This is a genomic window from Sutterella sp. AM11-39, from assembly GCF_003472385.1.
GTDB lineage: Bacteria > Pseudomonadota > Gammaproteobacteria > Burkholderiales > Burkholderiaceae_F > Duodenibacillus > Duodenibacillus intestinigallinarum.
On the sequence record NZ_QRLV01000004.1, the window covers coordinates 199,871 to 218,532 of the forward strand.

An 18,662-nucleotide genomic window follows, 5' to 3' on the forward strand; every position below is an offset into this window, starting at 1 on the left:
GTTATTGAATCGAAATGCGAAGACTTGCGGCGATGGCAAAGGGCGCCGCCGCCAATGCCAAAAGCGACAGAGCCGCCGTCACCATGAGGTAGGCCGTGGGCGAAACGCTGATGGCCACCTGCACCGTCGCGCCGGCACCGAAAATGAGCACCGGAATGTAAAGCGGCAAAACCAAAAGGCTCGTGAGCACGCTGCCCGCGCGAAGCCCCAAGGTCAGAGCCGCGCCGATCGCCCCCACCAGACTGAGCACGGGCGTGCCCAGCAGCAGCGAAACCATCAGCACCACGCACTGGTCGAGCGGCAGATCGAACATCACGCCGAAGAGCGCCGTAAAGACCGTAATCGGAACGCCGGTGGTGAGCCAATGCGCAAAAACCTTTGCCAGGACGATGATCGTGAGTGGCTCGGCCGAAATCACCATCTGCTCGAGCGTGCCGTCGGCGTGATCCAATGCAAAGATTCGCGGCAACGACAGGAGAGCGGCCAGAAGCGCGGCCACCCACACCACGCCGGGAGCCATGGTACGAAGCAAGTTTTGTTCAGCGCCGACGCCTAGCGGCACAAGCGTGATCACCACGGCAAAGAAAAAAAGCGTCTGAATGATGTCACTTTTCTGACGCAGCGCGAGCATCAGATCGCGGCGAACAACGGCAAGAAACAGATTAAGCATGTTGCCCCTCCCCGCGAACACGCTTGCCCGGTGCAAAGGACGAAACGTCAACGGTCTTCATCCGTTCGGGCGGCAGGTTCATTTCCACTTCCTGGTGCGTCGTATAGATCACGATGCCGCCCGCCTTCACGTGTTCGGCTACAGCCGCGGCAAGGTTTGCGACACTAGCCACATCAAGCGCCGTGAAGGGCTCATCCAGAACCCAGACAGGCTTGCTGAGACTCACGAACAGACGCGCAAGCGCAACGCGACGGCGCTGGCCCTGAGAGAGTTCTCCGGTCGTGTGCTCAATAAAGTCGCCCAAACCCACCTTTTCGAGCGCATCAACGAGCTCTTCGTTTTTGGCAATGATGTTGCCCATGCGAGCGGCAATGCGCACGTTTTCGATGGCTGAAAGGTCGTCTTTTACTCCGTTCAAGTGCCCGATGTAAACGAGGTCCTTGTAGTAGTCCTCTTTGAGCGTGCGGATCGGCTCGCCCTTGTAAAGAATTTCGCCCGCGTCGGGCTGCATGAGACCGGTGAGAAGACGTAGCAGGGAAGTTTTACCCGTGCCGTTGGCACCGGCCAGTCGCACCAGCGTACCGGCGGGAGCTTCAAAGGTAAGCCCGGTAAAAAGCAGCCTTTCGCCGCGCTCCAATTCGAGTGCGTCGGCTTTCAGGCACACGGCCTCGGTTGTTTGGGTCATGGGTTTGATTTATCTGTCCAATTGGAAGTCATCCGCCGAACCTTACCTCCGAAACAAAACCCTGACGCTGATCGGGCGTCGGGCTGCGGATCGTTTCCGTCCGCACCTTGCATTCAGAGCGGCTACAGGCTCGGGAATACGTCTTTTTTAGTCTTTGGCGAGTTTAATTTCGGCCGATTAACGCAGTCTTAGGATTAAGCGCCGGGCACGTAAGAAACTCGATTTTTCGAGCTTTACTGCGCCATTGACCGTTTTCTAGGCAATCTTGCTTATTTCGAAAATCAATGACTCGGCAATAAAATCAAAAAATCGCGGTGTACTCGAGCCTGCGGACTCGTTTGCACCGCCTGCGCAATTGATGGTCATTGCACTTCTGCCTCGTCCACCACAGGCAGCCGTACTCAAAAAAAAGAAAGGATAGCCATGAGAAGTGATCCGCTTACCAAAGGCATCAATGCCGCCCCTCAACGCAGCCTTTTGAAAGCACTCGGTCTTTGCGATGCTGAAATCGGCAAACCCCTGATCGGCGTCGTCAGCTCGCAAAACGACATCGTGCCCGGGCACATGAACCTCGACAAAATCGTCAACGCCGTCAAGCAAGGCGTGGCGCTCGGCGGAGGCGTTCCCATCGTGTTCCCCGCCATTGCCGTCTGCGACGGTCTGGCCATGGGCCACGTCGGCATGAAGTATTCCCTAGTTTCCCGTGAACTCATCTGCGACAGCACGGAAGCCATGGCAACAGCCCATCCCTTTGACGGTCTGGTGCTCGTCGCCGCCTGCGACAAGAACGTGCCGGGTCTCCTGATGGCTGCTGCGCGCCTCAATATCCCTTCCATCGTGATTTCGGGCGGTGCCATGCTTGCCGGTCACTTCGAAGGTCGCAAAGTTTCCTACTCCAACATCAGCGAAGCGGTGAGCCAGTTCCGCACTGGCAAGATCACGCCGATCCAGTTCGAAGACCTGGAAAACAAGGCCTGCCCGTCCTGTGGTTCATGCTCTGGCATGTTCACGGCCAATTCGATGAATTGCCTCTCGGAAGTGCTCGGTATGGCACTACCCGGCAACGGCACAATTCCGGCCGTGCACTCGGCTCGCCTGCGTCTGGCCAAGGAAAGCGGCCTAAAGGTCATGGAGCTCGTCAAGAACAACGTGTTGCCGCGCCAGATCATGACAAAGGATGCGTTCCTAAACGCTCTGGCCGTCGACATGGCTCTGGGGTGCTCCACCAACTCCATGCTGCATCTGCCTGCCATTGCGCATGAATGTGGTATCGATCTTGATCTGTCGGTTGCCAACGAAATCAGCAAGAAGACGCCTAATCTTTGTCACCTCGCACCGGCGGGCAACCACTACATCGAAGAGCTCGATGAAGCCGGCGGCATCCGTGCCGTGATGAACGAAGTATCCAAACTCGGCGTGTTGCATCTTGATTGTCTGACAGTAACCGGAAAGACAGTGGGCGAAAACATTGCCGGAGCCAAGATTCTCGACCCGGAAATCATTCATACGGTTGAAAATCCGATCGCCAAGGAAGGCGGCATCGCTGTTCTAAAGGGCAACCTCGCTCCCGAAGGCTCTGTGGTCAAACGCGCTGCCGTTGCTCCCGAAATGATGACCCACAGCGGCAAAGCCCGCGTTTTCGACTGTGAAGAAGACGCTTTGAACGCCATCTACGGCGGTCAGATCAACGCAGGCGAAGTGGTCGTGATCCGCTACGAAGGTCCCAAAGGTGGTCCGGGCATGCGCGAAATGCTCAACCCGACCTCGGCCATCATGGGCTCCGGTTTGGGTCACTGCGTGGCACTCATCACCGACGGTCGCTTCTCGGGTGCCACCCGCGGTGCAGCCATCGGCCACGTTTCTCCGGAAGCCGCCGTGGGCGGTCCGATCGCTCTGATCAAAGAAGGCGACATCATCACGATCGACATTCCGAACAACGCGATCAGCGTTGATGTGTCCGATGAAGAACTCGCACGCCGCCGCGCACAGTGGCAGCCGCGACAGCCGCGCGTAACGACGGGTTATCTGTCGCGTTACGCCAAGCAGGTGAGTTCCGGCATGAAGGGCGCCGTGCTGAGCTAAAGTCAGCTCGCGCTTGAATAGGCAAGGCCTTCCGTCCTCTTCTCGACGGAAGGCCTTTTCGTTCAGGTAGCCTTACGAAACTTCTTCATGCCGCGCCCCGTAGCGTCCCAACACAGAAGTGAGCCCACCACGACCAAAACCACTCCCATCCAAAAACTTGAATTCAGCTCGGCACCTATCCAAAAGGTCGCAAAAACGCAAGACAGCACCGGCGTGAAGTAGGACGCCGCAGCAAGCACGGTGATGTTTCCTTTGCTCATGCCAAGCGTCCAGACGACATATGCCATGCCGACAGCGATGCCGCCAAAAATCACGCTCATGAGGCCATGCGCACTTGCGGCAACCGGCTGCGCTCCGATGTCAAGAAGCCACAAAACGAGAAACACAAGCGTGTCAACGGCAAAAATAATCGTCGACGGATTTATTCCTTTACCCCAGGCGCGCGTCATACTCGAGTACCCGGCCCAAGTGACGGCCGCAACGAGTGCAAGCAAATAGGAGACGGGATTTTCAGCAAAACGCGCTACGAATTCAGTTACCGAAAACCCTTTGTCGCCACTCAGAATCACGATGATGCCGCCGAAAGCGACGAGAAGTCCCGGATAGAGCCACCAGCGTGTACGCACGCCGTTAAAGAGCACGGCAAAGAGAATTGTGAGTGACGGCCACAAATAGTTGACCATACCTACTTCCATCGTCTGCGCGCCGCCGCTCGAAGTAAAGATGGCCAAACAGAAAGTCAGGGAGCTCAGATTGGCCGTCGGTATGCCGAAATAGAGATATCGCTTGTCGATACGATGAAAGTCGGGCAAGCCCACGATAAAAAAAACGCAGGTTGTTGCCACACAGTAGAGGAAAAACTGTCCTTGGGCCATTCCGAAACCTTCGGCAATGCCTCGCACAAGGCTCACGGACATTCCCCAGCAAATCGGCGCAAAAAGCCCGACCAACGTTGCTTGTGTGCTCGTAAGCGAACTGACTTTGAGCATAGAAAACGCTTTTCGTTAGGCCTTTGCCGGATAGTGTCGTTCGCCGAAAATGGCGCTTCCAACACGAACCATCGTGGCCCCCTCTTCCACGGCCTGCACCATATCGGCGCTCATGCCCATCGAGAGCGTATCCCAGCCGAATTCGTCCTTATAAGCGTCAAACAGAGCCTTCATGGCACGCAAAGGACTACGAACCGCTTCATCTTCCTCAGCAGGCTCCGGAATGGCCATCAACCCGCGCAGCTTGAGTCGAGGCAGCTTGGCGATTTCCCTTGCCACGGCTTGGAGTTCCTCGGGCATGACGCCGCTTTTGCTCTGCTGGCCACTGATGTTGACTTCAATGAGAACATTAAGGGGCGGCAAACCTTCGGGCCGCTGATCGTTAAGCCGTTTAGCGATACGCATACGATCAACGCTGTCGACCCAATCGAAACGTTCGGCCACCGGGCGGGTTTTATTGGCCTGAAGCGGTCCGATGAAGTGCCACACAAGCTTGCATTCCGGATGGTTTTCTTTGAACCAGTCGACCTTGGCACATCCTTCCTGGGCATAGTTTTCGCCGAAAATGCTCTGTCCAGCCAGAGCTGCCGCCAGTACGGCCTCGGCAGGAAACGTCTTGGAAACAGCCACAAGTTCAACCGAACTTTGCGTTCGTGTACAAACCTGCGACAGCGTCCCCTTGACCAGTGCCAGTCGTTCTGCAATTTCCTGATCTCGTTGCGTCATTTTCCTTTCAAACCTCTGTGTGCGCACATCCGCGGCCATCGGCCGCTCAGTGCTTGCAAGCGTAGCGCAAAAAGTTCCTCCAAAGCGAATCCGACGGCATTGAGGTCTGTCATTTTCCTCGCTTTTAGCGTTGCATTACATCGTTGCCGCCGGCTGAAGCCTGCCTTAACAAAAGCGCGACATTTCCGCTGAATTTTCAGGGATTTGGAGCCTTTAACAGGTTAAGTTATCCACAATGCAGATGCCGTCGGCTTTCCGACGCGTTTGGGCCGTTTTTCAGGCATTTTTTCCTGTCCTCCGTCAAGCAAACCGGATTGAGCTTGTCAAGCGAAATTTTGATCCTTTATATTTTTCCTTTTAAATTCAAGCGATTAACACCTAGCCATCAGTCTTTCCGCACCCCTGCTCACTTATTCACGCGTTTTGTGAATTACTGTGAACGAAAGTCATTTTTTTCATAAAAATCAGTAGCTTTTTACAGTGCCTAAAAATTAGGCACACCGCCTTGAGGATCAAAAATCGACCAGAGGCACGCTATAAGCGTTTACCCTTATGTACGGGACACTTATTTTGAAAACGTCACTTTTGATTCGAGGACTAATTCTTTCGAACAGGTGGGAAGTAATTCCGACCATTCTTCTGAATTATTGAATCGGAGTCCAAATGCGTTGAGAATAGTTCGTAGCCGTCGAAGCTCATATCGCGTGTTATGCCGGTTGCGCTTCGCTCTTTGTTTCTACCGTCGGGGTTTCGCTTCTTATGGGAAAAACCAAACTCAATGCCGTCACGCAAGCGCTCGTGCACATCGACCCTGACAAGCATCCGCTCTTTATCCGGCTCAAGAAGTCCGGCGACTTTGTGTGGCTTGAGAAAGCCGACGTCAACTTGTTGAAATCCTTGAACGGTCTCGGACTGTTATGCATCGTTGACGATCCCAACATGTTCAAGGAAACGCTCGATATGGCGGTGCTTGCCCCCGAAATCAAAAAACTCTTTGAAGGAACGCTCGCCGCGGCCTGGTTTACGTCGCCCGCCATCGGCAGAGAACTTGCCACACATCTGGGCATCCGCAGACTGCCGGCCGTCGCGGTCTACTGCTGCGGCGAAATGCTGGGCGCCATCGAGGGTCTGCGCCCCTGGGGCGAATACCAGAGCGAACTCATCGCGATTCTGACCGCCCGCGCCAAACCTCATAAGAAGACGCTCGTCATCGCACCGGTTCAAAACTGATCGTACCGAGGGCGGTAACGACCACGAAGCCGAACCGCCAAGGTTAATTCTGAGAGGATCACTTCATGATCGAATTAAAGTTCAAACGCAAGACCGGCTGGGACGGCCCGGACCTGGATCGAGGCGCCGAACGACGCGCCGCCGACCTGTCGCTGAAAGTTCTCAAGGAGCTCGAACAGGTATTCCTGCAGGCCTTCGAAACGCAGAAGTCTCCCGACTGGATCTACGACCTTGGCGGAATCGATCCTCAGAGCGCCGCTTTTCTGCTGCATTCTCTCGGCAAGGGCGAAGTGCGCATTTCGCTTCACAACGCTGAAGTCAAAGTATGCGAGACGGCCATCCCCGGTCTGTGGCTTCTTGAAATCGGACAAGTCAAGAGTCTCGTTGCCGCTCTGCTTCCGCGTTCGATTGAAGCGGCCATCTCGAACGGGGCCGATCGCATCGAAATCCCGGAAAAGCTTCCGGCCGGTCTTTTTGCCGCTCCGGCCATTCTCGGAGAAATCAACGACGCACTCTCGCAAACCGACATTTCCAAGACCGATCCCGACACGGTGCCGCGCCAGATTGACATGGTGCGCCAGCCGCTCACGCCCACCGACCGCACCTTCATTTTGACGTGCATCGGCGAAGGTCCCGTTTCGATCGAGCTTTCGGGCTTTGCCGAAAGCCGCATCTTTTCAACGAAAGTGCGCGGCCTGTGGCGCTCGGTCATCATCAACAACAATCACAAAGTACTTCTCGACAGTCTGTGCGTGACGCACGTTCCGCCCGAAGTTCCCGCCTCTCTCGATGACATGGGGCGCAGCGCCAAGCTCGTGCGCGAAACGATCGAGTGGATCGAGCGCGACCTCGCACGCGGCGCCCTGGGCTAGAAAGCAAACGAAAAGGATTTTTGCGTCATGAGCGACATCGCAACAGGACTCAACATCATTGATCGCCTCAACGCCGAGCGCAACGCGCGCATCGCCGACAGCACCAAGATGCAATGCAAGATCTGCTGGTACGTCTACGATCCTCAGGAAGGCTGTCCGGAAAATCAGACTCCTGCCGGAACCGCCTTCAAGGATCTGCCCGATTGGTGGACCTGCCCGGACTGCGGCAACGGAAAGCATGTCTTCATTCCGTTTTTGGACGTTGACGACGCATCGGAGTAGTGTATGAATCGCAACGATGCCAACGGCGCCGAACAGAACCGCTCGCGACTCGAGCACATCGCCCCGGCTCCGGTCTCTTTTCTGCGCCGGCCCAAGCCTTTTGACCGCGAAGCGGCTATGCGTGCCTATGAAAAAGAGCATCCCGAAGCGCTTGAAGCGCGCATGCAGGCTCTGAAGAATCGCCACGCCGGCACGAACCTCAAAATTTTCTCATCCGACCCGCAACGCTTCTTTGAAGCGGGCTTTACGGAAATTCTGGCTACCCGCATGGCGGGACTTCCGATCGTCAACGCCAAGCTCTCCGTTGCCGCCACACCGTTCGTGCGCATCCACATTGATCAAAAGCAAGCCTGGATTGGCGTTGTCGTCACGCCCTGGGCTGTCATGGCAATTCTTGCCCCCGCCCTGCGAGAGGGCTGGCGTTTTGTTCCGGCCGGAGGCATCGAAGAAATTGAACTTGCCGCCGGAACCTTCCGTTTTGTTGCCTGCGCCGACAGTATCCTCGGACATTACCGCAGTCTTTCTCTGAAAAGCCCGGTCTTTGAATTCCAGGATATGGCAAGCGCCAAAGCCTTTGCTCAAACGTGTCTGAATCTGTTGATCGGCCGCGAAGAGCTCCGAGAGCAAGCTGAGCCCGAAAACCCCATCCTCTCGCCACAGGAGCCCCAGCCCGAACCGATCAAAGAAAAGCTCACCCGAAGAGAACTTCTCGGACGATACACACAGCCGCTTGCTGTAGATTTGGACCAACAGCGCCGACCGAGCGCTTCCGACAAACCGCCGCAGGATGCAACCGCTCCTGAGCCCGGCACTTCCGGGGAAAAAGCATGAGTTTCACAGAAGGTTCCGTCCTCATTGATGTTGACGTTACGTCGCCGGCCCGCCCCAAAGTCACAACGCGCTCGACGCGCCAAGGCGAGATCAGCCGCGCCATCACGGGACAGTCGGCCGACTCGCCGCTGCCCAAAACGCTCATCGAGTCTCTATACGCCCTGTGCCCTCAGGCGCATCTGGCCGCCTTCGAATGCGCAATGGCCGCGGCACAGCAAAAGGGAATCCCGCAGCGGTCCCGCAAGGTGGTCTACGAAATCATCAACGAGCACTTGCGCTTTCTCGCGTTTGACGCCTGCGTTTCCGTAGGCATCAAACCGGCAGAGGAAGTGCGCCGCCTCGGTCAGTTGCGCGCTCTGGCCACTGTGGAACTCTCCAAAGAAGAACCTGATTTCGATCGTCTCGATGAAGCCATCGGTCCGGCCATTCAGACTTTTGTGACGGGGTCTTCGCCCGATCAGTTTGAAGCCCTGCAGTCCCTGCCCGACTTCGAAGCCTGGATGATGCACGGCGCCACGGCCGCTAGCCGCCTGTACGCTCAACTATGGGAAACCGTGCCTTGCCGCCGGCATACCTCGGTTGCCATGCTCAACCCTCGCTGTTCTCTTGAAACGATTGAGGCATGGGTTTCGGGCGACATTTCTGTCAGTTGTCCACTCATCAACGGAACAGCACATCAGACAGGCGCTCTCGGTCGCTGCGAAAATCAGCCGTTGCTTGATGAAATCGCGGAGCAATACGGCTGCGGCATTCGTGCTCAGTTCGTCGCGCGTCTCATCGATCTCATGAACTACTGGAAAGTGCGCCGCGCCCCGCAATGGACAGTGCTGGCCGCACAAACGGCGCCCCACACAGGGCTCGCGCATGTACAAACCGCCCGCGGCTCCCTGATCGTTCGTGTCATCGTTGAAAACGGCATGATTGCCGGCGTCAAGACTATTGCTCCGACCGAGTGGAACTTCGCATCCGGCAGTTGCGCCGAGCAGGCACTTTCGATGATCGAGTTCAGTACGCAGGATCAGTGGCGGCGCGATGCAGCCTGGATCGTGACTGCCATCGACCCGTGCGTTCCCTATCAAATTCGCTTCCACAACGATACAAGCGACACGGAGTAAAGCCATGCACGAGGTCTCCATTGCAGAAGGCATTCTCTCGGCCGTTAAGTCAACCCTCGTTAACGAACCGCAAGCCAAAGTGACTTCCGTCACAGTGAGCATCGGCGAGCTCGCGGGCATTGAAATCCAAGCGCTTCTCTTTGCTTGGGATTCAGTGACCCGAGGCACGCTCGCCGACGAGTCCAAACTCGTGATCAACCGGGTTGCAGGTGAAGCCTGGTGCATGAAATGTGCCAAAAACGTAGCTCTGCACCGACACGGCGATCCTTGTCCCTCGTGCGGCGGCTATCAGCTCATGCCCGTCAAAGGGCATGAACTCAAGGTCGACAGTCTGGAACTGAGCTTTGACGAGACCTAAATAGGCAACGCCATTTAATCGTTTTAAGGAGTTTTCCATGTGCACCACCTGCGGCTGCGGCAATCCTCACAGCCATACGCATATCGATGAAAACGGCAATGTCGTGACACATACGCACGACCACGGCGACCATGACCACAATCACGCTCACGGACATACGCACAGCCGCACCGTCAGCGTTGAGCAGGACATTCTTGCCCGCAACAACGCGATTGCCGATGAAAACCGCGCTCTGTTTGCCGCCAAAAAGATCCTCGCGCTCAATTTCGTGAGTTCACCGGGCTCGGGCAAAACGGAACTTCTGTGCGCCACAGTACGTGCCAAACCGGCCGACTCCCCCGAAATTCTCGTCATTGAAGGCGATCAGCAAACCGACAATGACGCCAACCGCATCCGCGCTACGGGTGCTGCGGCCATTCAGATCAACACCGGCAAGGGCTGCCACCTCGATGCTGAACAGGTCAAGATGGCTTTGAGCGCGCACGAACCTGTCGAAAACAGCCTCGTCTTGATCGAAAACGTCGGCAATCTGGTGTGCCCGGCGGAATTTGATTTGGGCGAAGCGCACAAGGTGGTGGTAATTTCAGTGACCGAAGGCGCCGACAAGCCGCTCAAGTACCCGGACATGTTTGCTGCAGCAGACCTGATGATCATCAACAAGGTTGACCTCGTCCCCTACGTCAACTTCGACATGGACAAGTGCGAAGAGTACGCACGTCGTGTCAACCCCTCGATCCGTTCGCTTCGAGTCTCGGCAACGACGGGTGAAGGGCTGGAAAAGTGGTGGGCATGGCTTAAGGCCAACCTGATGATCGCTCAGCTCTAATACGAGATAGTCATGACCATGGAGCGGCGCACCTACCGGATCACGGGCCTTGTGCAGGGCGTGGGCTTTCGGCCGACGCTCTGGCGCGTGGCGCACGCCCTCAAACTCACCGGTGAGGTCTGGAACGATGCCGAAGGGGTCGGCACCATACTCGAAGGCGACGTTGATGTTCTCGATCGTTTCGAAGAAGAACTTCGCAAGACCGTACGCGACGAGGCACCGCTCGCACGGATTGACTCCGTGGAACTCGTACAAACGAACCCTGCGCTGGGGTCCACAGACTTCGTGATCACGGCAAGCCGTCAAGGAACGGCACACACAATGGTGACACCCGACGCCGCCACCTGCCGTGCCTGCGCGATTGAAATGTTTACGCCCGGCAACCGACGCTGGCGCTACGCCTTTACCAATTGCACGCACTGCGGTCCTCGCTTTACGATCACGCGCAGCATCCCCTACGACCGTCCCATGACTTCCATGGCCTCTTTTGCCATGTGCTCAGACTGCCGACACGAATACGACGATCCCGCCGATCGGCGCTTTCACGCGCAGCCCAACGCCTGCCCTGTCTGCGGTCCGCAATTGAGACTCATCGACACGAAGGGCTCCCTCATTGACTGCAACGACCCCGTTGTAGCCGCCGCAAAGATGATCAAGGAGGGAAAGATCGTTGCCGTCAAGGGTCTGGGCGGATTTCATCTGGCTGTCGATGCGCACAACGCGAATGCCGTCTTCCGCTTGCGTCAACGCAAAGCCCGTGAGGCCAAACCTCTGGCGGTGATGACAACCAATGCAGCCAGCGCGCGGCTCTGGGGTGATTTCAACGACATTGAAATCGAACTTCTGAACTCGCCTGCTCGGCCCATTGTTCTGGCGCGCAAGACCGAACGCTGCCGAAATGCGTTTATCCATGTCGCCGACGACCTAAATGAGATCGGGCTCATGACCGCCTACACGCCGGTTCATCTGTTGCTTTTTCATGCGTTGGCGGGACTTCCCTCGGATCCCCGTTGGCTTGACGCAGCTTCCGAAGACGCTCTCGTGATGACCTCAGCCAACCCTTCGGGCGAACCTTTGGTGATTCATACGAAAGAAGCTTGCGAGCGCCTCAACGGCATCGCCGACGCCATTCTCACACACGATCGCGAGATCGTCTGCCGTTGCGATGACTCCGTGGTGCGCGTCGTTGACGGAGCCGCTCGACTCGTTCGCCGCGCACGCGGCTATACGCCGCTAGCCGTCAAAACACATTGCGACATGACGGGCATCGCCGCCACCGGAGCCTCACTTAAAGCAACCGCCGCGCTCGGCCGCGGACAGGAAGTGTTCGTCACAGCCCACATCGGCGACACCAAAAATGTCGCCTCCTGCAATGCGCTCAAGGATGCTCTTCTGCACTTTGAAGACATTCTGGAAACACACCCGACACAAGCCGTAGCCTGCGATCTGCACCCGGATTTTTACGCTTCGCGTCTGGCTAGAGAAATCGCCGCCGAGCGAAAGATTGCCTTGTTCGAAGTCCAGCATCACCACGCCCACACGATGGCGGTTGCCTTTGAGTATGGACTCGAAGGCGACGTCTACGGCTTGTCGCTCGACGGCGTAGGACTCGGTACTGACGGTCGTGCCTGGGGATGCGAAGCACTGTTTTGCCAAAGCAACGGCACCTTTGAGCGTTTGGGGCACCTGCAAAACCTACCCCTTCCAGGAGGCGACGCCGCCGCTCGGGAACCATGGCGCATGGCCGTTGCCGCTGCCCTCACTGCCGAGTGCCGCCGTGCCGCGATCGCCCTTTGGCCACAACGCCCCGTCGCTGCAATGTTGTCGCTTGCCTCCAATCCGCGTCTGACCTCGACAACGAGTTCGGCAGGTCGCCTTTTTGACGCCGTAAGCGCTATTGCCGGACTCTGCGACGAACAAAGCGATGAAGCTCAGGCCGCGATGCTCTTGGAGGCCGCAGGCGGCGATTTTGCAGACGCCTCCTACGAAGAGGACGATTTTGTTGTGACGCAAGAGTCAGGCTTGAATGTTCTTCAGGTCACCGCTCTCCTACAGCGCCTCTTTGCCATGCGTCTTGAGGGCCGAACGCCCCAGGCGATTTCGATGCGCTTTCATGCCGCATTCAGCGCCGGGATGGCGAAGCTCGCAGCCGAATGTTTCCCTGCCGGAGCTACCGTGTGTCTTTCAGGCGGAACGTTTCTCAATCGATTTGTCGCCGCAGACCTCAGTCGACGTCTGCGGCAGATGGGGTATCGAACATACTTGCCGAGCCTATTGCCGCCCGGAGACGGAGCCATCAGCTTCGGCCAGTGCGCCGTAGCGCGCCAACGACTCGATGCCGCTACCCATTGAATGAAAGGAAGCAATGTCATGTGCCTAGCAGTACCCGCACAAATCATCTCGCTTGACGGCACGCTCGCCGTCGCTGAAATGTCGGGCGTCAAAAAACAAATTGACGTCACGCTCACGCCCGAAGTCGTTCCCGGAGACTGGGTGGTGGTGCACGTAGGCTATGCCCTGCAGCGTATAGATCCGTTAAAAGCACAGGAAACGCTTGCGGCGATGCGCACCGCCGGCAATCTGGGTTCCGACGCCATGGCGGCGTCTTGATCTCGGGAGGCTATGCAATGCAGTACACCGCCGAATTTCGCAGCAAGGATGAAGCCCTTGCACTGGCCGATCGCATTCGCACCGAGGTCGATCCCACGCGTCAATACCGCTACATGGAGTTTTGCGGTGGTCATACGCATGTGCTGGCGCGTTGGGGACTCACCGATCTTCTGCCTGCCAATATCCGCATGATTCACGGACCTGGCTGTCCGGTGTGCGTGCTGCCGATCGGCCGTGTCGACATGGCCCTTGACCTCGCGTTAAACAAGGGCGTGACGCTTTGCACTTACGCCGACATGATGCGCGTACCGGGCTCGGGCGGTAAAACGCTATTTAAGGCCAAGGCGCAGGGGGCCGATGTGCGCATGGTCTATTCGCCCTCGGACGCACTCAAGCTTGCGCAAGAAAATCCCGACCGTCAGGTGGTCTTTTTTGCGATCGGATTTGAAACCACCACACCGCCCACGGCATTGGTGCTTAAAGCGGCCAGGGCGCAAAACGTCGGAAACTTCTCGGTTGTCTGTTCTCACGTCATCACGCCGGCGGCCATGCGCCACATCATGCTCTCGCACGGAAAGGACGCCAAGCCCTTCATCGACGGCATCGTCGGACCGGCTCACGTTTCTGCCGTCATCGGCGAAGAGCCCTACCGGAAATTTGTCGACGAGTGGAAGATTCCGGTTGTCATCTGCGGCTTTGAGCCTTTGGATATGCTGTTGTCCATCCTGATGCTCGTACGGCAAACCAATGCCGGCAAATCCCAGGTGGAAAACGAGTTTTCGCGCGCCGTACCCACGGAAGGCAACCGAATCGCGCTCTCTCTCATTTCCGAAACGTTTGTGCTGCGCGACAGTTTTGCTTGGCGCGGCTTGGGGCGATTACCCGCAAGTGCGCTCGCGCTCTCTCCGGCTTACGCAGCTTTTGACGCCGAAAAACGGTTCGGGCTCATTGAACACGACGTCCCCGACAACAAGGCTTGCGAATGCGGCGCCATTCTACGCGGCGAAAAAGAGCCGCGCGACTGCAAGGCCTTCGGCACCGTCTGCACGCCCATTCATCCGATCGGCGCCTGTATGGTCTCAAGCGAGGGCGCCTGCGCCGCCTACTTCTCCTACGAATCTCGGCGCATTTCATAACGGAACAAAATTCAAGGAACACCAAAGTCATGGCCAAGGAAAACTACATCCGTCCGATCGACATCAAGCACGGCATCATCGACATGACGCACGGCGCAGGCGGCAGAGCCACGGCACAGCTCATCGACGAAGTCTTTGCCAAGGCCTTTCGCAACACCTATCTTGCGCAAGCCCACGACGGCGCTGTAATGCCGGCGCTCAAGGGAGAGCCCGTCATGAGCTGCGACGCACACGTCGTGCATCCCCTCTTTTTTGCGGGTGGCGACATCGGACGGCTCGCCGTCTGCGGCACGGTCAACGACGTGGCCGTGTGCGGCGCCAAACCCCTGTATTTGTCCGCAAGCTTCATCATCGAGGAAGGTCTGGCCGTTAAAACGTTAGTCGACGTCGTCAACTCCATGGCGCAAGCCGCTCTTGAAGCCGGCGTGAGCATCGTCACGGGCGACACGAAAGTCGTAGAAAAAGGCCACGGCGACGGCCTCTTCATTTCGACGTCCGGCCTAGGCGAAAAAATTCCCGGCACCTGTGTAAGCGGTAGGGCGGCAAAGCCCGGCGACATTGTTCTCGTGACGGGCACGATGGGTGACCACGGCATCACGATTCTTTCGCAACGCGAAGGACTCGGATTTGAAGCGCAGGTACAAAGCGACACAGCGCCCTTAAACAGAATAACCGAAGCGCTCTTGAGCGCCTTAGGCGAACGCGTGCATGTCCTGCGCGACCCGACGCGTGGGGGACTTGCCACCACGCTCAATGAAATTGCCGCGCAAAGTCAAGTGAGCATTGAAATCGACGAAGAAGCCGTACCGATTCATCCGGCTGTCGCTTCGGCCTGCGAATTCCTAGGACTTGATCCCTTATACATCGCCAATGAAGGCAAGCTGATCGTGATCGTGGAAGAAAATGCCTCCCAAGAGGCACTCTCCATCATTCGCGCCTGCAAGTACGGTGAAAACGCTGCAGTGATCGGTCATGTGACAGCCGAGCAGCCCGGGCTTGTGAGCATGCGGACGGCCATCGGCGGCAAACGTCTTGTCGACTGGCTCAACTCCGATCCGTTACCGCGCATCTGCTAAAGCGTATAGAGCGTAAAAAAGGCTGCCGATTTTTTATGCAACGGCAGCCTTTTTTGACTTTGTTTGTTAAGCGGGCGGTCTTTGTTTGCCCTGATGAAGGTAGTTCTGGTACCCCTCTTCGATCAGCGCTTCGTAGATCTGGCGCGTATCGTCGTCATACGTGCAGAACGTCACCGATTCAAACTGGGGTTCGAGCTCAAGCACCTGAACTGCCACGGTAAGGGCGACAGCGGCGGCCGTAGGCTTAGGAAAACCGTATTGGCCGGTTGCAATGGCCGGGAACGCGATGGTGTGAGCGCCGTGTAAACGGGCCAATTCAAAGCTGCGTGCATAGGCGCGAGCCAGAAGCGCCACTTCGCCGTCGCCGCCTCCGACCCAGGTGGGCCCCACGGCATGAATGACGAAACGGCACGGCAAATTGAAGGATTCGGTAAGGGAGGCGCCACCGGCAAAGCAACGGCCTTGCTCGAGCACATAGGTACGGCAGGCTTTGCGAAGCTCGGGACCGGCAGCCTTGTGAATCGCCTTGTCGACTTCACCGCCTCCGGTGAGATCTGCGTCGGCCGAATTGACAATGGCATCAACGGTAAGCGTCGTGATGTCCGCTTTTATGACACGCAAGCGGCTGCGCAAAGCCTCGGATATGGGAATCATGTCGTTGTATTCTTTCGCGAAAATAACTAGTCGGCGCCGCGCAACTCACGCGCGCGCCAACCCAAAACGGCAAGTACTGCAAAGTATGTCACAGCCGCGCCAAGAATGACACCCGCCACTAGAACTAGTCGGTGCAGCCACTGAGCCTGCATGGCCGACCAATCAAGACCGGTTTGAATCCAGAAAAGGAAAGCGATCATCGCAACGCTCGCCGCCAAAACACGAAGCACATAGACAAGCCAACCGCTGCCGGGTGCGTACCAGCCGCGCTTTTTAAGAAGTGTAAAGAGCACCAACGCATTGAAAACCGACCCCAGCCCCACAGACAGCGCCAGGCCTGCGTGCCCGAACGCCGGGACCGTCACAAAGTTGCAGCACTGCACGACGATGAGCGAAGCAATGGCGCCTTTGACCGGCGTCTTGATGTCCTTGCGAGAATAGAAGGCCGGCGCCAGGATCTTGATCGAGATGAGACCGAGCAGCCCTACCGCATAGCCCTCAATGGCGATGGCGGTCATCGACACGTCGACCGCTGAAAAGTTTTTACCCTGGAACAGCACCGCGGCGAGACCTTCGGCGAGAAAACCCAGACCGGCGGCCGCAGGAATGGCCAGCAGAAAAACAAGTTTTAGGCCGCGATCGAGCAGCCGGTTGTAGCGCTCGAGTTCCCCGCGGTTAAAAGCGGCCGAAAGACTCGGCAGCAACACGCTACCGAGCGCCACACCGAGAAGCGCCGTTGGAAACTCCATCAGACGGTCGGCATAGTTGAGCCACGTCACGGCCCCCTTTTGCAGATGCGAGGCAATGTTGGTATTGATCAGTATCGAAATCGGAGCCACGCTCACGCCCACCACAGCGGGAACCATCAGTTTCAAAACCTGTCGCACGTTGGCGTTTTTAAGCGCCTTTCGGGGGCTTGCAAGGCGCGGAAAGCAGCCGATGCGCTTTAACGCGAAAAACTGCATGGACAGCTGCAGGACGCCCCCCAATATCACAGCGAAAGCGAGCGTATAGATCGGAACGGAAAAATACTGGATCAAAAAGAGCGTGCAGCAGATGAAGCTCACGTTCAGAAGCACGGGCGTAAAGGCCGGAATCGCGAAGTGTTTCCATGTATTGAGCACGGCCGCGGCAAACGACACGAGACTCATGAAAATGATGTAGGGAAACATGCAGCGGGTCAGAAAGACGGCCAGATCAAACGTTTCCGGTGTGTTCTTGAAGCCAGAGGCGATGAGCCAAACCACCACCGGAGCAAAAGCGATGCCAAGCAGACTTGCGAGAAAAACGGCGCACCCCAAAAGCGAAAACACATCGCTGATGAAAGTCTTCTGCTCATCTTCGGGCTGCTGCTCCTTTACCTGCGAGAGCATCGGTACAAACGCCTGACTGAATGCTCCTTCTGCGAACAGGCGGCGCAGCATGTTCGGGATCCGGAAAGCAACGTAAAAAGCGTCGGTTGCAGCCGAAACGCCGAAATAACGCGCGATCAGCATATCGCGGATCAGACCGGTGATGCGCGACAACAGCGTGAAGACGGAAACCGTGGCCGCCGACTTGAGTAAAGACATGAGAAGCGGTGAGTCAGACAAAAAGTTGAGATTACTGCGCGGCGGCTAGGCCTTTCTTTGCAAAAGAAATTTTTCCATGCTCAAGTGCTTGTATCGGTCTTTCTGATTTGATACAATGCCGCGTTTTCTGCTTTCGGGCGAATTCGACGCAGAGTTGCAGCGGCGAGTCATTCGAAGCGCAGAAAGCAACATTGTAGTAAAACTTAGACCCGGCCGATTTCGGCCAGATGCCGAGCTGCAAACGGGCTCGTCTGGAAAGCAAAAGCACAGGCTTGCGCTCGTTGACGTGAATCCGGAAACCGCGGCATCCACTTTCAGGAATTCAAAACTAAATGGCCAATACCAACCAAGCCCGCAAGCGCGCCCGTCAGGCCCTTGCCCGCAATCAGCACCTCTCTGCTCAGCGCAGCCAGTACCGTACCGCTATCAAGCGCGTTCGCAAGTTCATCCTCGCCGGCGATAAGGCCGCTGCTCAGGAAGCTTTCAAGAACGCCCAGAGCGTGATCGACTCCATGTGCCGCAAGGGCGTTCTTCACACGAACGCTGCTGCTCGTCACAAGAGCCGCCTGTCTGCTGCCATCAAGGCGCTCGCCTAATTCTCTAGGCACTGAGCCGGAAGGCTCCTACGCTAAAACGCCTGATTCCCTCAGGTCAGCGGTTTAGCCATTTAGACAAGAAAACGCATCCGATCGCTCCTCGGGTGCGTTTTTCTTTTCCCAATTCTTTTCCGCTGTTTAGTTCCTCCGTATCGACAAAAGTGCAAATTTCAAAATCCGAAAATTAAACCGTAATTTAAATTGTTCTCGCAGCAAACGCATTGGATTTGAGTTAACCTTTTTTTGACAAGCGGTAAGTGCGAGCGCTGAGATTGCATTGCGGGATTCCCCTAGTTTTTAGGTGTTCCCCCGTTGCTTTTCGAAACTGTTAGGCTCGGATTTGTCTGCTTTTT

General features: G+C 56.8%; 19 protein-coding genes. 13 read left to right on the forward strand and 6 right to left on the reverse strand.

What is annotated here, in order from left to right:
* Position 1: 1 nt before the first annotated feature.
* Entirely contained in the window at positions 2-670 is a 669-nt protein-coding gene (gene ccmB, locus DW133_RS05250) for a heme exporter protein CcmB (protein WP_118275591.1), read from the reverse strand.
* Complete coding sequence (gene ccmA, locus DW133_RS05255; protein WP_118275592.1) at positions 663-1,355, reverse strand: cytochrome c biogenesis heme-transporting ATPase CcmA; 693 nt, start codon at positions 1,353-1,355, stop codon at positions 663-665. The genes ccmB and ccmA overlap by 8 nt, the downstream gene beginning before the upstream one ends.
* Before the next feature lie 423 nt (positions 1,356-1,778).
* On the opposite strand from ccmA, the gene ilvD reads away from it, so the two are divergent.
* The gene (ilvD, locus tag DW133_RS05260) at positions 1,779-3,437 is read left to right on the forward strand and encodes a dihydroxy-acid dehydratase (protein WP_118275593.1); all 1,659 of its coding nucleotides are present in this window, start codon (positions 1,779-1,781) and stop codon (positions 3,435-3,437) included.
* Between the two features lie 62 nt (positions 3,438-3,499).
* On the opposite strand, the gene yddG is transcribed toward ilvD, so the two are convergent.
* Both yddG and DW133_RS05270 read right to left on the reverse strand, forming a co-directional pair.
* Entirely contained in the window at positions 3,500-4,426 is a 927-nt protein-coding gene (gene yddG, locus DW133_RS05265; protein WP_118275594.1) for an aromatic amino acid DMT transporter YddG, read from the reverse strand.
* Positions 4,427-4,441: 15 nt separating this feature from the next.
* A complete protein-coding gene (locus DW133_RS05270; protein WP_118275637.1) occupies positions 4,442-5,152 on the reverse strand; it encodes a YggS family pyridoxal phosphate-dependent enzyme in 711 nt (236 codons plus the stop codon).
* A 759-nt stretch (positions 5,153-5,911) separates the two neighbouring features.
* Between DW133_RS05270 and DW133_RS05275 the strand changes: the two genes are divergently transcribed.
* The 11 genes from DW133_RS05275 to hypE all read left to right on the forward strand — a co-directional run bounded on the left by DW133_RS05275 (position 5,912) and on the right by hypE (position 15,488).
* Positions 5,912-6,382, forward strand: a complete 471-nt coding sequence (locus DW133_RS05275) for a hydrogenase expression protein HyaE (RefSeq protein ID WP_118275595.1) — start codon at positions 5,912-5,914, stop codon at positions 6,380-6,382.
* A gap of 65 nt (positions 6,383-6,447) precedes the next feature.
* Positions 6,448-7,254, forward strand: a complete 807-nt coding sequence (locus DW133_RS05280) for a hydrogenase expression/formation C-terminal domain-containing protein (RefSeq protein ID WP_118275596.1) — start codon at positions 6,448-6,450, stop codon at positions 7,252-7,254.
* A 27-nt stretch (positions 7,255-7,281) separates the two neighbouring features.
* Positions 7,282-7,536: a rubredoxin gene (locus tag DW133_RS05285; protein WP_118275597.1), complete on the forward strand. Its 255-nt coding sequence runs from the start codon at positions 7,282-7,284 to the stop codon at positions 7,534-7,536.
* A gap of 3 nt (positions 7,537-7,539) precedes the next feature.
* Positions 7,540-8,367 carry a [NiFe]-hydrogenase assembly chaperone HybE gene (hybE, locus tag DW133_RS05290; protein WP_118275598.1) on the forward strand — a complete coding sequence of 276 codons (828 nt, stop codon included), beginning with the start codon at positions 7,540-7,542 and terminating at the stop codon, positions 8,365-8,367.
* Positions 8,364-9,482, forward strand: a complete 1,119-nt coding sequence (locus DW133_RS05295) for a hypothetical protein (protein WP_118275599.1) — start codon at positions 8,364-8,366, stop codon at positions 9,480-9,482. Before hybE ends, DW133_RS05295 begins: the two co-directional genes overlap by 4 nt.
* A 4-nt stretch (positions 9,483-9,486) precedes the next feature.
* Positions 9,487-9,840 carry a hydrogenase maturation nickel metallochaperone HypA gene (locus DW133_RS05300; RefSeq protein WP_118275600.1) on the forward strand — a complete coding sequence of 118 codons (354 nt, stop codon included), beginning with the start codon at positions 9,487-9,489 and terminating at the stop codon, positions 9,838-9,840.
* Between the two features lie 37 nt (positions 9,841-9,877).
* On the forward strand, positions 9,878-10,666 hold the full coding sequence (gene hypB / locus DW133_RS05305; protein WP_118275601.1) for a hydrogenase nickel incorporation protein HypB: 789 nt from the start codon (positions 9,878-9,880) through the stop codon (positions 10,664-10,666).
* 12 nt (positions 10,667-10,678) lie between these two features.
* A complete protein-coding gene (hypF, locus tag DW133_RS05310) occupies positions 10,679-13,018 on the forward strand; it encodes a carbamoyltransferase HypF (protein ID WP_118275602.1) in 2,340 nt (779 codons plus the stop codon).
* Positions 13,019-13,036: 18 nt separating this feature from the next.
* Positions 13,037-13,276 carry a HypC/HybG/HupF family hydrogenase formation chaperone gene (locus DW133_RS05315; RefSeq protein ID WP_118275638.1) on the forward strand — a complete coding sequence of 80 codons (240 nt, stop codon included), beginning with the start codon at positions 13,037-13,039 and terminating at the stop codon, positions 13,274-13,276.
* Between the two features lie 17 nt (positions 13,277-13,293).
* Positions 13,294-14,412, forward strand: coding sequence for a hydrogenase formation protein HypD (gene hypD, locus DW133_RS05320; protein WP_118275603.1), 1,119 nt, complete (start codon positions 13,294-13,296; stop codon positions 14,410-14,412).
* Between the two features lie 29 nt (positions 14,413-14,441).
* A complete protein-coding gene (gene hypE, locus DW133_RS05325; RefSeq protein WP_118275604.1) occupies positions 14,442-15,488 on the forward strand; it encodes a hydrogenase expression/formation protein HypE in 1,047 nt (348 codons plus the stop codon).
* Positions 15,489-15,554: 66 nt separating this feature from the next.
* Here hypE and DW133_RS05330 read toward each other — a convergent pair whose 3' ends face one another.
* The gene (locus DW133_RS05330; RefSeq protein WP_199588804.1) at positions 15,555-16,142 is read right to left on the reverse strand and encodes a macro domain-containing protein; all 588 of its coding nucleotides are present in this window, start codon (positions 16,140-16,142) and stop codon (positions 15,555-15,557) included.
* 26 nt (positions 16,143-16,168) lie between these two features.
* A complete protein-coding gene (gene murJ, locus DW133_RS05335; RefSeq protein WP_118275605.1) occupies positions 16,169-17,713 on the reverse strand; it encodes a murein biosynthesis integral membrane protein MurJ in 1,545 nt (514 codons plus the stop codon).
* 332 nt (positions 17,714-18,045) lie between these two features.
* On the opposite strand from murJ, the gene rpsT reads away from it, so the two are divergent.
* Positions 18,046-18,309, forward strand: a complete 264-nt coding sequence (rpsT, locus tag DW133_RS05340) for a 30S ribosomal protein S20 (protein WP_118275606.1) — start codon at positions 18,046-18,048, stop codon at positions 18,307-18,309.
* Positions 18,310-18,662 lie beyond the last annotated feature (353 nt).